The organism is Butyrivibrio sp. AE2032 (assembly GCF_000702965.1).
The window spans coordinates 1,986,861-2,001,845 of the sequence record NZ_JNLF01000005.1; the positions used below are offsets into that span (position 1 = coordinate 1,986,861).

The following is a 14,985-nucleotide window of genomic DNA, read 5'->3' on the forward strand; positions in this document are numbered from 1 at the left end:
ATGTATTTCCGGATGTTGAAAAGAGATATTAAGGACAAGCCGGGTCTTAATATCGTAACCTTTATATTCATGATAGCGGCCGTCACTTTCATGGTCGTCGGATCGACATTGATCTATGCGCTTTTCGGCGGCGAAAAAAATACTTATGCGAAGTGCAAATCATCCGACGTCTGGCTCCTGGTCGACAGAAGTGTTTCCGACCGTGAAGGACACATCGAGAGGGTCAGGAATGACATCCTGAGCAAACCGATAATAACAGACTGCATATATAGCGAGGCAGTTGTGCTGAACTTTGCGAACATCGAACTCATCGGCAATGACATAGCGGATAATGTTCATTATTCCTCAAAGATGATAATAACCGGCATGCCTGATAAATATGACATTCCGATAGATTTTGACAATAACTATTTCGAAGTTCAGAACGGATGCGTCGCCGTATCGCAGGTCCTCGCAAACAGGTTTAATCTCAAAGTTGGAGAAAAGATCAGGATCACATCCCAGTTGGGAAACACGTATGAGTTTGTGATATCGGTGATCTATAAGAACCCTGCATCCACTCAGGTGGACAGGATGTATCTGTCAGACCGTGACAAGGAAAAGTTCTATTCGGAATGTCCCGTCAAGACCGAGGTGTTTACGGCTTCTGTCATTCCGGGACTTGAGGACTATGTCACCACATTAAGAGATTCATGTACCGATCTGATACTCAAATATGAGGATTATCATGCGGAAGGTTACGCATCGCGAGTAATCTTCATCAATAATGACGGTCTTTTCGCGATCATAGTTACGACATGCATGCTGGTCGTGGCAGTTGCCGTTATGGCAATGACGATGATAACGATAGACTTCAGTCTCAAGTCCGCCATAAAGAGGGAGGAACGCGAGATCGGCATGATGAAGGCGATCGGCGTATGGTCTCTTTCATATAAGACGCTCTTCATAGTGAAGTATCTTTTCTTTGCCGCGGCAGGCGGTGTGATCGGACTTCCACTGGGATTCTTTTTGAGCAAACTTCTCTTCAACAGGTTCGTCATGCATATCATGTATCCGGACGTGAAGATGATGATCGTGATCGGATTGGCTGCAAGTCTTGCAACTATCGTTCTCATCATACTGTTCAGTTTCTTCGCTCTCAGAAGAATGAATAAGATCAGTGTCATCGATGCGATACACGGCGAGAACAGGGGCGAGAGATTCTCTGCTCTTCCCGGATTGTCGCTCAACAAAAAGAAGCATCTTCCCGTACCGCTGTTCATGGCGGTCAGCGACATCCTGAGAGGGTTCAAGAGATATATCCTTCTGATCCTTGCGTATATCCTGGGGATCTGCATCGTTATGTTCGTGGTAAGACTCAACGATACGATCATGACCACGGATTATGCATACAGATATTTCCAGCATGGGAGACTTGATTTTCTGCTCGAGATCGATGATGCATACTATGAAAAGCTTTACAGCGGCTCGGGAAGCTTTCAGGGTGCAATAGACATCATCAACGAGAATCTCAAAGCGAATGACATTCCTGCGGTGATAACTGTCAAGAATGTAGGAACTGCGATCATGAGATACGAAGGCGGCGAGGTGGTATGCGAACTCTCGTGGAGTGATGCTCCCACATCGGAGATGCAGATTTTTCAGGGCAATGCCCCTAAGCTCAGAAATGAAGTTGCGATAGGTTACTACAACGCCGTTGAGAAAAACATCAGTATAGGTGACACCATAACCGTTGAGTACGATAAGTATGCACCTGATCACACGACGTTTAATAAGGTCAGCGAGGAGTTTATAGTAACGGCGCTCGTAGACAGGTTTGGAAACAACAACCCCAGGCTTTATATGGGCGACGATTTTGAAGGTTCGCTCATAGTGGACGGTGATTTCTTCAGCTGCAAGATAGATGCTCCTGAAGATCAGCACGATGAGATTATCGAAAGGATGCAGTCGCTCTATCCCGACGGCGAGATAACATTCCTGTATAACAACGAGATCATGGCTTACTTCCTTGTCGGATACCAGCAGATGTTCAATCTGATAATCCTCATCGTATCGCTTATCTGCGCAGTTGTTCTGGCACTTCTGACTGCGCTTTACGAGAACATCTTCATTGACGAGGAGACGGCGGATATAGCCCTGCTGAAGAGCATGGGATTCGGAAGGGGCGTCATACGCGCATGGCATTTCTTAAGGCTCATGATCCTTGCGGGATTCTCGCTGGCGCTCACTTACGTCTTTATGCAGACCGGTGGAAATTTCCTCATTGGCAGCCTCTTTAAGAGCGTCATGAAGTGTGGAGGATTTGATCTCAAGGTTCTGCCCGTAAGCAACTTTATCATCATACCCGTCTGCGTAATGACCGGGCTTGCTCTAGTAACATGCCTGATAACAAAGATCACGGACAGGATCCAGATCTGGAAAGTGAGAAACGAATAATGAAAAGCATTATAAAGACATCAGCTGCATTGCTCTTATCATCCGTGCTCCTTACGGGATGCGGTACGTCAACTGCCATAGCGGTGGACGGGGATAAGCCTATGGTTCCCGTCGATTCATTCAACACAAAGCAGGTGCGCGAATATACTGACGCGGGAACCGTCGAAGAACCGCTGACCGTGTTCACATCTGATGACGGACTCTGCGAGATAAAGGTGATGCCGAGTTATTACGATGTCACACTGGATTACGAGAAGGGCAGCAGGGCAGAAGCCGGCGCCGCATACGGCTCGCTGATAAGAGAGAAGCTTCCTGAGTTCATCGCAACGATGGAGCCATACCTTTTCGAAAACATAAGAATGGCATACGGCGGTTCTTTCTCCGCGGACGCAGTCGAAAACAGACAGCAGACACTTTTCGCTTCCATGAGACCTGAATATCAGGAAGAGATCTCCGCTTTCGCGGAGGCCATATCCGGCGGTGTTCACGGCATCAAAGAAGACAGCGTGCTGAGCTATGAGGAGGCGGTCCTCATGCACATGATCCCCGACGCTCTCCGCCCGACATGCTGCAGCGCACTCTCTTTGTGGGGAAGCAAGACCGTTACGGGTGACAGGATCTCATTAAGGAATCTGGAGTGGAATCTCGGCTCCGGCAATCAGATGGGAATGATCAACGCCGTAACCCACATGAAGAACGGTTCACGTTCGCTTACGGCCATCTCAGTTCTCGGACTTTTAGACATCATATCCGGCATTAATGACGACGGCGTTTTTGCAGCCATCCTCGATGTCGGCTCCGTCCAGAAGGAAGCTTTTGTGTACGAAGGCAAGAAATGTTATACGATGGAACTCCGGTATGCTCTGGAAGAGTATTCATCCGCGCGAGAGCTCGGCGGATTCATGGTCTCAGAGAGCGGTGATTTCACATGGTGCCACAACATCTTTACCACGGATGCGGATGATGCATTCTGTGCGGAAGACGTTGTAAGCCAGATCGCTGATCAGGGCGCGGGCAGATCGATACTCCGCGACTGTGATACACCGATATTTGATGAACTTTCCTGGGACAGCCCGGACTCTCTTTGCATCGTCAATTCATTTACTTCTAAAGGCAACCAGGACAAGTTTACGGGCGTTGCGCACAACACGGTCAGATTTGCCAAGTACAACGAGTGGGTGAAGGCTGTGGATAAGTTCTCTCCCAAGGATGTCAAGGACCTTATCACACAGGAGACCGTGGATCAGTATAAGGTCGATAATGTTCACGGCAACGGAAGCGCGCAGCTGATCCTGGTCGACTATCACACAGGATCGGTACAGGTGGCTTTCAGCGGTCCTGAGGGTGTGGTCGACAAGCCCGATTTCATCGAAGTCTGTGTGATAGGAAAGTAAGGATACCTCCGGTCCCGTACCGGAAAACCGGTCCCGTAAGGACCTTCCGCATTGTTAATTCTTTGCAAACCATCCGCGCATTAATGCAAATTGTCCGCACCGCATGTTATAATCATGCTATTCCGCTAAAAAAAATTTGAGCGGATAGGGTAAAGTGCAGACAAGAGTTGTTTATTAATATCAACGGCCGGTTAACCGTTGATACGGGTGGAACATGAAGAGCGGGATGCCGGAAAACAAAATTACTCCGAGATCGGTCGGTACTGATGTCTTTAAGACAGAACTTACCGGCAGTGCGATCCCGCATGATGAGGCAGATAAAGATTATCTGTTCTATACTCTCTATGCACGGCTTGTTTCCGCCATGACCGATACTAACGGCATTGATGTAGAACTCATCGAAAATCTTCTCATAGAGATCTGTCTAATGTTTAGGCTTTCCAAGGCCGAAACAAGAGTATTTAAGAACAGTCAGGAAGAGCAGCAGGGCGCCGGCGAGACACTCTGCTGTTTCGATACAGGCAAAGAAGGACGCGAGATCAAGTCTATCCGTGTCGTCACGAGCGTAATGACCAGTGCCACGATCATGGTCTACATGGTTCCTGATGAAGAACCGCTGACAGAAGATGAGGAGCGGAAGGTCGATCTCGTAATGAGGACTGTCCTGAGCTTTGTCAGCCGCAACAGGCTGAAGAAAGTCGTCTTTGAACTTGCGTATTTCGATGAGCTCGGTTATCCCAATCTCAGAAACTGGAGAGAATACCTTGATGGGGAAGTCAAAGAGAAGAGGACGGCAAACAAGCTCGCTTTCCGTTATAACCTCAGGCATTTCTCCCTGATCAATCAGAGGTTTGGAAGACCTTTGGGCGACATGATAATGAAGAATCATTTCGACACGCTGAAGGAGATCATCGGTGAAGACGGATATCTTGCGCGTCTGGGCGGTGATAATTTCATCGGAATATGTTCTTCCTCCAAGACCAGAGCGGTGGTGGATTTTCTTACCGAGACGGAGATCAGGACTCCCAAAGGCGTTGCGGTGAACGTATCAACGAGTGCCGGATTCTTCCGTATACCTGATGATCATGATGCGCAGACCGACGAGATCATGGGCAGCATCATCAACGCGTACCGCGTGGCTCAGAACGGTGGTATGGATAATATCATCTTCTATGACGACTCTTTCCAGGATAATAAGCTAAAGAGCATGAAGATCCAGCAGTACTTTTCCGAGGCGCTTGAGAAGGGAGAGTTCAGGCCGTTCTATCAGCCGAAAGTCAACGTTGAGAACGGAAAACTGGTGGGTGCGGAAGCTCTGTGCAGATGGTTCCGCGGAGGAAAGGTGATCCCGCCATTTGAGTTTATCCCTGTTCTTGAACAGACAAGCGAGATCTGCAGGCTCGATTTTCATATGCTCGAATGTGTGTGCCGTGACATGAGACGCTGGGCAGACGAAGGCAAGGAGCTGATAACGGTATCGATCAACTTCTCCAGAAAACATATTTTAAATATTTACCTCACGGAGACTATCGCCGAGATAGTCGACCGCTATCAAATACCGCATGAACTGATCGACATCGAATTTACCGAGTCGACTTCCGAAGTGGAATTCGAGGACCTCAAGAGAATAGCGACATGTCTCCGCAACACCGGATTCGACATATCCATAGATGACTTCGGCATAGGTTATTCATCGCTGAATCTCATAAAGGACATCCCCTGGACCACGCTTAAGGTTGATAAGAGTTTTCTTCCTGAAGAGTCTGACGGCGGCAGCGATGTGAGGAGCATAATGTTCAGGCACGTTGTATCCATGACAAGACAGCTGGGACTCGAATGCATCGCTGAAGGCGTCGAGACGGTACATCATCTCAATGTTCTTAAAGCTAACAACTGCGAGATAGCCCAGGGATATTATTTCGACAGGCCGCTGCCCGTTGAGGAATTCGAGGCAAGGCTCGCGAAAGGGATCTACGACATCCCGCAGTAAGACCCTTCCGGTAATTTCATTCTTTCCTGACCGTTCTGCTTTAAGTGTTTTGCGGAACGGCAAAAGTGTTATACTTACATGCGTGCCAATACGGCGCAAACATTTTCAGGGAGAATTGAACAGATGAAAAAAGTGATCATTGTCGGAGCGGGAATCTCCGGAATGGCTGCAGGCATCATCCTGCAAAACTCGGGCTTTGAGACCGAGATCTACGAGAAGAATCCTGTTCCGGGCGGCGAGCTCACAGGTTGGAAGCGTGACGGAGTCTATATCGATAACTGCATCGATTACCTCATGTGCAGCAAAAAGGGCAGTGCCATGAACGAGCTCTGGCATGAGATCGGAATGCTGTCCGACGACGTCAAGATGTACAGCAAGAAGTATTTTTTCAAGTATGAGGGCCATGGCGGCGAGATCACTTTCTGGAGAGATAAGGAAAGAACGAAGCGCGAGATGCTCGCACTCTCACCCGATGACAGTGAAGCGATCGAAAAGTTTTTCGAGAACGTAACAAGAGCGGAGAGCATGATCATGCCCATCGACAAGCCGATGGATAAGATGGGCCCGAGGGATTTCATGAAGCTCGGTGACTTCGTAAAAAACGTTCCCGCAGCTCAGAAGGCATACAAGGGCGTAAGCGTCAAGGATCTGTCCGACAGCTTCAAGAGCCCCGTACTGAAGAGTGCCGTCATGATGACTCACCCCGAAACGACACAGGCTTATTCCTTCATCATGTCCTATGCGATGGTCACATCAGGAAGCGGCGATATCCCGGAAGGCGGATCACTTGCAGCCGCATTAAGGATCGCAGCAAGATATAAGGATGTCGGCGGAAAGATCCATCTGAACGCACCCGTAAAGAACGTAAAGATCAACGGCAAGACTGCAAGCGGCGTCGTTCTTGAAGACGGTACCGAAGTCACCGCTGATTATGTCATCTGCGCAACTGACGCAAACCACACATTCACAAAACTTCTTCCCGCATCATACATGCCCAAGAAGCTTAAGAAGTCCTTCGACGACAAGGATCATTTCTCGGTATTCAGCAAGTTTCACGCTGCTTTCCTTGTAGACGGCAAGACGAGCTTTATCCCCGACACGACATATTGGGAGAGTGAAGGCCTTACGGTTTGGGGCAAGGAGATAAAGGATGTCGGCGTTATCTGCTACGACTACGATCCCGCATTTGCACCCGAAGGCAAGACCATTCTCCAGATGAAGATATTCCAGTATGCCGACGATGTCGACAAGTGGTTTGAACTCTCTTCCGACCGCGAAAAGTATGAGGCAAAGAAGGCTGAGATCGCCAATGCGATGATGGCACTTATAGAAAAGAAGTGCCCCGGGACGGCAGGTAAGATAACTCTCCTCGACACATGGTCGCCCGTTACTTACGCAAAACGTTTCAATGCATACAGAGGCGCATATATGGCATTCGTTGCCGATAAGGACACCAAGACCGTTACCACACCCGGTGTTGTCAAAGGTCTTAAGAACGTATTCCTTGCCGGCCAGTGGCTCATGGGTTCCGGCGGACTTCCCCCGGCAACGGCACAGGGCAAGTATGCCGCATGGAGGATCTGCAAGAAGGAAGGCGTTGTGTGCAGGTAAGCACGTAGGTTTCCTGAGTGTAAATTCAGGCTGTCTCAGATCTTGAAATGAACCCCTTAAGTTTGTCCAACTTCGGGGGTTCATTTTATAATCTAAAGATTGGGATAAAATCACCGGATGATATCACGGCTCTAACTCCCGACACCCGCCGGACACTTGGTATAATAAAAAAAACGGAAAACAGGTGGCCGGCATATGAAAGAGATATCCATAAATGACATAGGTCCCGTGAAGATCGGACAGGCGGAAGACAGCAAAGCGGGTACAGGCTGCACGGTCTTTATCTGCGAGGAGGGCATGTGTGCCGGACTTGATGTCAGAGGCGGCGGTCCGGCCTCAAGAGAGAGCCAGCTCTTAAATCCTTTGACGTCGGCGCAGATCATCCACGGTATCGTGCTTGCCGGAGGCAGCGCTTTCGGGCTTGATGCGGCAGGCGGAGTTATGAAATGTCTTGAGGAAAGAAATATAGGATTTGATGTCGGCGTTACAAAAGTGCCTCTCGTTGCACAGGCTGACCTTTTTGACCTTATGGTGGGAGATTCCAAAGTCAGGCCGGATAGTAAAATGGGTTATGAAGCCGCGCTGAACGCATTGGAAAGACCGAACTACAGAGACGGCAACTACGGGGCCGGATGCGGCTGCACCGCCGGCAAAGTGGCAGGCATGGAAAACTGCATGAAGACCGGCATAGGAAGTTATGCGGTTCAGATCGAAGAATTGAAGATCGGGGCAGTCGTTGCAGTCAATTCTCTCGGTGATATTTTTGACTGGAAGGACGGAAAGCAGATCGCAGGCCTCCTTTCCGAAGACCATAAGTCGTTCCGGAGTTCGCCGGGGTTCATAAAAGAGAGCATCCGCAAGATAAAGAACAGGTTTACTGACAACACGGCGCTCGGCGTGATAATCACAAATGCGGCTTTTGACAAGGCAGCACTCTGCAAGATCGCGGGAATGGGTCACGACGGATACGCGAGGTCCATACGTCCCGTCCACACATCCTTTGACGGAGACAGCATCTTTGCGGTATCGGCGGGTAATGTTGAAGCGGATCAGGAAGTGGTCGGATCCCTGGCGGCAGAGGTCATCAGCGAAGCTATCATCAGAGCCGTTGAAAGTGCTGACAGCGCATACGGTCATCCCGCATATAATGATCTGGGATTCATAAACGGCAGGGAGTAAGCGGACAGCAGGCCGGCACAGAAGATCTTTACCCCTAAAAAGTGTTTTACTGCAACTTTATTCCGGACCCGTCTGTATATATGGTATAAGGGACGGCAAACTGTTCCCGGGTGTACATAACAACAATACATACAGCCAGCGGGGGATAACGGTATGAAGAGGATATTTGCAGTCGCAGTAGCTGTTACGGTGGCATTGTCATTTGCTGCCTGCGGAAAGAGTGATGCAGCAGGTCAGGAAGACAGTACTCATTCAAGTACCGCAACGGATGTTTCGGATACGGACCGGGAACTTGAGCCGCTTGAAGACATAGGCGAGAACTATTACAAAGAGGTTGGGGTTGATGACGTTGTTTTCGACAAGGAGTCGGGAATGCAGTATGCCAAAAACCAGCTGCTCATCAGCTGCGATATCGGAACTCCCCGTAAAGATGTGGAGAAGATCTGTAAGAAGATCGGTGCCGAGATAGTAGGTTATATGGAGATCACCAGCGATTTCCAGATCGAATTCAAGAAGGATATGACCTATGACGAACTCATGGCGATGTCCGAAGAACTCAAAGAGAAATACGATTTCATAAGAGATGTTTTTCTGAATACCGTCTTCAGCACGGTCCTTAACAGTAATGAAGATTGGGAGTACGGTTATGGAGATGACACGGTTGCTGAAGTCAGTCCGGAAGTGCCTGAATTCACGGACAGTTCGATGGGACAGATCTTTGAACTGATGTACAGCGTCACGGGCAAAGATATCTACGAAGCGATGGATATGGTGGAGGAGTTCTTCGGCACGGAATTCGCCGATTCATATACGGGTATGGAAACGAATTACATTGATGATCCGGACGGTGAGCGCATCATCCATTTCTTCTGCTTCATGAAGGCCGAAAAAGACGGGATAAGGTTCAACCGGTTCGTCTTTTCGTGCAATGAGTACGAGACCGTCTTTCACGTTGAATTCACGAACAGCAACTATCAGTATATGGCCTCGAGTTATGAGAATACGGACGGATTCAAGGAAGAACTGTGTCAGTTCTATAGAGACGTTACTGCTGAGCTCGACACCTGCTTCGGGAAGACGGAACCGCAGAACCCGCTGGAGGATAACGACGATTATTCTGCATCGGCGGAATATGATCTAGGATCGGACCGCACTTTCGGCATCAGGTATTCGTCTGTAGGTCCGGGCGATAAGGAAACCGTTCTCGAATATACTGACAAGGGCGCGAAATAAAGGTGGCTGAGATGAAAAAACTGGCTTCGTTACTTCTGATATTTGCAACGGTAATGTCTTTATGTGCCTGCGGCGGAACCGGCAGGACCAAGGACGAAAAGACCGTCACCATGAATGTCCGCGCCCATTACAGCGGATGGGGCGTGGCGGGCAACTTCCTGGGAAGCGGGGTTATCGAATACGAGGTGACAGATCTTAAGGAGGGTGATGTCATCCTGGAGGGGTTCGGCGGAGAGTTTCATATCGCGGATGAGAAATATGACGATGAATACTATTTCTTTAAGATCGGGAGCATCGGAGATGATGCCGTGACGGTATTTGCCGGTAATGGTGACTACAGTTTGGGTTTCGACAGGGGGGAGAACGGATTTGACTTCGTTTACGGTGACGAAAAATACTTTAACAGCTCATATTATATGGCTGACGGCATTAACTACACATACGACATCTCATTTTCGAAAGGCGTGGAATCGTAACATCTGAACCTGTATTTTACGGGACGGCAGGCGGGGAACACTGTCAGTCCCGGGTCAGTTGTCACGCAAATTAGTCATGGCTTGAACAATGGTGGAAATATTCTGTTAAACAAATGTGAAATGAGCCAAATGCCTTTTTTATTGTGCTATTATGCCTTTGAGAATGTCCCGGATTGCAAGGAGGAAGGTTGAATGGATAAGAGTCTGTCTGATTTTGGTATTAATGATGTCCCCGAACTTTTATTGGACAATGTTGATGCGATCATTATCGTCGATCCGGCAATAGACAGTTATAAGACCATTACCCGCAAAGGCTTTTTCGAGAAGTTCCTTAAAGAAACAGGAAGCTATCACGATCTTATCCTGGACCTCTGGTTCCATTTTAACGATTCGAGCGAGAAGGTTTCCGAAGATTATCAGATCTTTGCCGACAATACCGGCGACTTTAACTGCAAGTACAGCCGCAGGCTGAAGATCGCTCTCGACGGCGAGGAGCAGTCACATCTGGTTCAGCTGACCGTCTATCCTTTTGATGATAACAGCAAGTATCTGTTCATTCTGGATGAGTTTATCGACAACGAGTCGCTCCAGGAATCCCTTACCACAAAGAAGATCAACACCATCCAGAGTTCCTACCTGTTCTCGATGTATATCGATCTGGTGCAGGATACCACGAGCAGCATAAACGTAACCGAGATCTCCGATGATGTGGTTAATTATAACCTCAAGTACTCCGAGTGGAGGATGATGATCGTCAACATGTTCCTGCCAGAAGACCAGGAGCAGTTCCTCAGAAGAACAGATCCGGAGTACCTTAAGAAGAACTTTACTCCCGGCCGTACATCCTCCTATGACTGCATGATGTGCAACCTTGAGGGCAAGTACATTTGGGTCAAGCTCATCTTCAGCCGTGCACAGACAAATAACGATGAAGACTACAGATTCGTCTTCCTGGTACAGGATATCCACGAGAATTCCATCGAGATCCTCTCCACGCTGAAGAAATACGAGGAGATGGCCATTACGGATCCTCTCACGGGCGTTTATAACCACGGCGAGATCGAGACGCAGCTCCACAATGCGCTTACGCTCCGCCAGAAGTTCGACGATCCGGTTTCGATCATGATCCTCGATCTCGACAGATTCAAGAACATCAACGATACGTACGGACACTCCGTCGGAGACACGACGCTTAAGTCATTTGCAAAGATCCTCAAAGACTTTGCAGTCGAGGAGAAGGCAGCCGTAGGCCGCTGGGGCGGCGAGGAATTCGTCATCGTCTGCTATGAGAAGAATGCGGATGAAGTCCTGGCACTGGCCGAAAACCTCAGAAAGACCGTCGAAGCGCAGGAATTCCCTGAGATCGGACACATCACGTGCTCTATCGGCGTTACCGAACTGAATTCCGACGATGACTTCAACGGAGCATTCAACAGGATCGACAAGGCTCTCTATGAGTCCAAGCAGAACGGCAGGAACAAGGTAACCATCCTGTAAACGGTACCTGTCTGCACCCCAAACGCGACATGAAAAGAACGGAGAGGGTGTCTCAAAACAAAATGAGATAGCCCCTTATTGTTTCAGCAAGTGTGGCAGTTGCAGTTGATTGCAGAATTCTGACCTGTCTTTTCGACAGGTATCGAAATCGAAGTGATTATCTGCGTTTCGATACCTCGACTTTTGAAAGGTGAGATCGAAATTATCCCAAGATGAGGGTTTCTTGCGATTTGGGATAAAATTCGGACCGCAAATTATCCCAAGTGAAGCATATTTAAACTTTTGGGATAAATTCACCTCTGAAAATTATCCCAAGTGAAACATTTTTAAGCTTTTGGGATAAATTCACCTCTGAAAATTATCCCACGGAGGCAATAATTCACGGTTTGGGATAAAATCGCCTGCAAGGAAAGCTACGATATCGTTTTCAGGGAAAAAAACTTCTAAAACGATATCAGTGGAAGATCAAAGGTATCGTTTTCGGAAGAAAAATCTCAATAACGATATCTGCGGTTCAGCCGAGGTATCGAAAACAAAGGATTTCCCCGGATTTCGATACGTTGAACTCTCGACAGGTATCGGAAACGGAAGTTTTTTAAACATTTCGATACTTTGGCCTTCCGGCAGACATGGCTGGTCATTAGCACATCCACTTCAAGGGGTCAGTTTTTCGCCGTTTTTACACGGCAGAAAAGCAGGCATTGGGCAAATGCCAGCCAAAAAGCAAAAGTAAGTGGCTGTACCGGCATTTTGATACAACCCCTGATTTTTGTCATGGCACGGTACCTGTTTACTGAAAATTTGTATATACCTGTCATGTTGATATAATTTAGGGGATCGGCCGGAAGATGGTTTCAGGCCAGATAAACATGAAGGAATATAAAGGGTAATATGGAAAAGATCATAAGAACAGGCGCTGCCTGGCTTGCCGCCGCTCTTTGTCTGGTAATGCTGGCAGGCTGCGGACTGATGGGACAACAACATCAAAGGGGGCCTCTGGATGTTAAGCGGGTCACCTACGTCGAATATTCGGGAGACACTCCGCATGTGAATGTATGGGTGCTGACATATGACCATAAGATCAAACTGTACAGCGTCGATCCCGATGGCAATATGAATTACGATTATCTTTCCGGCGAACTTCCGCCTGAGGATTATTATACGGAAAGCGAATATGAGATGTCGGAAAACGACTGGACGAGCATAGTAAATGTGCTTACCAGAGTAAATTTCATGGGACTCGTTGAGGAACTGCCGTATCCGGAAGGCACCTGTGATGCCGGGAGTTACTACATAATGGTCGATACTTCGGATGCCGTCCACCGTTCGGGAGGATATAATGCCGGCAATGAGGAAGGAAGCGACCATCAGCGTTTCAGCGAGGCAAAGGGAATGGTCTTAAACGCGATCAGAAATACGACCCATTAAGGATAGGAGAAAACCGTGTATATATATCTGGCACTGATACCCGTAATCGGACTTTTACTGTTCATCTACTTCAATGACAAGAAGGAGAAGGAGCCGTTCGGGCTTCTTATCGGACTTTTCTTTGCCGGGATGGGTACGGTCGTGACTGCCCTGATCGCGGAAAACGTCGGCGGTCTGTTACTTGATCTGGCAATGCCGTATGAATCGGTAGCCAAAGCGGTAATCCTTGCGACCGTCATCGTCGGTCCTGCCGAGGAGATCGGCAAGTATCTGGTCATGAGGATCATTACCTGGAAGAACAAAAATTTCAATTACAGTTACGACGCCATCGTTTATGCCGTCTTTGTCTCATTGGGATTTGCCGCACTCGAGAACATAGCTTATGTCTTCACGACCGGAGTTCTCACGGCTTTGGTACGTATGGTCACGGCAGTTCCGGGACACGCATGTTATGCGGTCTTCATGGGATATTTCTACAGCAAAGCCAAGTATGCGTCACTTACAAATAAAAAGGGCAGCACAGCTTTGTTCAAGTTCCTCGCGATAATCGTCCCGACCATCATACACGGTATCTACGATGCCATCCTCATGGGCGGCAGCGCTACGGGAGAGGTCGTCCTTTCCGGCATCAGCTTCCTGTTCTGGATCGTTTTTGTAACGGCTCTCTTTGTCGTATCCTGCATCTTCGTGGTCAGGTCATCAAGACACGATTTCTGCATCGTTTCGCTTCCGGGAGATGTTCAGACAGTATACAAAACGACGATGCTGGGAAACTGGACATGTGCCTGCGGAACAGTCAATACTTTGAATTTCTGCCCGAAATGCGGAAGGGCGAGACCCGTTTTCAACACTTGGTACTGCCAGAGATGCGGAACGCTTTCGGCATTTTATTTCTGCGGAAACTGCGGATGTCCCGCCCCGTCGGCCCAGCCCGCGGCACAGCCCGGGTATCAGGCACAGCCTCAGTATCCTGTTCAGCAGAATGGACAGATAAGGCTTCCGTAATAAAGGAAGCTTAAGGAGTTCCCCGGTTTTAAGGAGTAACGGGTAGATGCGGCTGATGGCCTGCATACGTGTGTTAAAATTTCTGTATTCAGTTCAAAGGGGAGATAAGAATGATCGTAAGAAGAGCATGTGAGAGTGATATCCCGGGGATCCTGGATCTCCTGGTCCAGGTCGACATGGTGCACCACATCGGAAGACCTGACCTGTTTAAGGGCCCCGCCACAAAATACAACGCAGAGGAACTGAAAAAGATAGTGGCTGATGATTTCACGCCGGTATTTGTCTGCGTTGATGATGACGGCATCGTGGCAGGACACGCGTTCTGCATCCATAAGCAGGTAAAGGGCGATAATGTGCTGACCGATATCAGAACTTTATATGTTGACGATATCTGCGTCGATGAGAAGATGCGCCGCAGGCATATAGGAGAGATGCTTTTCGAACATGTCAGGAAATATGCTGAAGAGGAAGGGTTCTACAACATAACCTTAAATGTCTGGACATGCAATCCCGGTGCTATGAAGTTCTATGAATCTCTTGGTCTTGTTCCGCAGAAGATCTGCATGGAGATGATCGTCAAAAGCGAAAAATAAACGGCGTGACGATGTCCCCGTTCAAACTGTTTTCGGATGATTTACATTTAAACAAAGAAAAAATAAGTCTGCCGTGAGAAGATAGTATTGTCTACAGTGCAGGCGGGAACGGAAAGAGTGATCTGTGACCCTGATAAGGGAGG

11 protein-coding genes are annotated in these 14,985 nt (G+C 48.4%); all 11 read left to right on the forward strand.

What is annotated here, in order from left to right:
- The 11 genes from BO18_RS26310 to BO18_RS26360 all read left to right on the forward strand — a co-directional run bounded on the left by BO18_RS26310 (position 1) and on the right by BO18_RS26360 (position 14,842).
- Positions 1-2,436, forward strand: a complete 2,436-nt coding sequence (locus BO18_RS26310) for an ABC transporter permease (protein WP_034450747.1) — start codon at positions 1-3, stop codon at positions 2,434-2,436.
- A complete protein-coding gene (locus BO18_RS26315) occupies positions 2,436-3,830 on the forward strand; it encodes a C45 family autoproteolytic acyltransferase/hydolase (RefSeq protein WP_034450750.1) in 1,395 nt (464 codons plus the stop codon). Before BO18_RS26310 ends, BO18_RS26315 begins: the two co-directional genes overlap by 1 nt.
- A 226-nt stretch (positions 3,831-4,056) precedes the next feature.
- Complete coding sequence (locus BO18_RS26320; RefSeq protein WP_051689199.1) at positions 4,057-5,820, forward strand: putative bifunctional diguanylate cyclase/phosphodiesterase; 1,764 nt, start codon at positions 4,057-4,059, stop codon at positions 5,818-5,820.
- Positions 5,821-5,943: 123 nt separating this feature from the next.
- A complete protein-coding gene (locus BO18_RS26325; protein WP_034450752.1) occupies positions 5,944-7,431 on the forward strand; it encodes a phytoene desaturase family protein in 1,488 nt (495 codons plus the stop codon).
- Positions 7,432-7,626: 195 nt separating this feature from the next.
- Positions 7,627-8,610 carry a P1 family peptidase gene (locus BO18_RS26330; RefSeq protein WP_034450755.1) on the forward strand — a complete coding sequence of 328 codons (984 nt, stop codon included), beginning with the start codon at positions 7,627-7,629 and terminating at the stop codon, positions 8,608-8,610.
- Positions 8,611-8,763: 153 nt separating this feature from the next.
- Complete coding sequence (locus tag BO18_RS26335) at positions 8,764-9,843, forward strand: hypothetical protein (protein ID WP_034450757.1); 1,080 nt, start codon at positions 8,764-8,766, stop codon at positions 9,841-9,843.
- An 11-nt stretch (positions 9,844-9,854) separates the two neighbouring features.
- The gene (locus BO18_RS26340; protein ID WP_034450759.1) at positions 9,855-10,319 is read left to right on the forward strand and encodes a hypothetical protein; all 465 of its coding nucleotides are present in this window, start codon (positions 9,855-9,857) and stop codon (positions 10,317-10,319) included.
- Positions 10,320-10,511: 192 nt separating this feature from the next.
- Entirely contained in the window at positions 10,512-11,816 is a 1,305-nt protein-coding gene (locus tag BO18_RS26345; protein ID WP_034450761.1) for a GGDEF domain-containing protein, read from the forward strand.
- 891 nt (positions 11,817-12,707) lie between these two features.
- A complete protein-coding gene (locus tag BO18_RS26350; RefSeq protein ID WP_034450763.1) occupies positions 12,708-13,244 on the forward strand; it encodes a hypothetical protein in 537 nt (178 codons plus the stop codon).
- 15 nt (positions 13,245-13,259) lie between these two features.
- Positions 13,260-14,249, forward strand: a complete 990-nt coding sequence (locus BO18_RS33675) for a PrsW family glutamic-type intramembrane protease (RefSeq protein WP_051689200.1) — start codon at positions 13,260-13,262, stop codon at positions 14,247-14,249.
- 110 nt (positions 14,250-14,359) lie between these two features.
- Complete coding sequence (locus BO18_RS26360) at positions 14,360-14,842, forward strand: GNAT family N-acetyltransferase (protein ID WP_034450765.1); 483 nt, start codon at positions 14,360-14,362, stop codon at positions 14,840-14,842.
- The last annotated feature ends 143 nt before the right edge of the window (positions 14,843-14,985 follow it).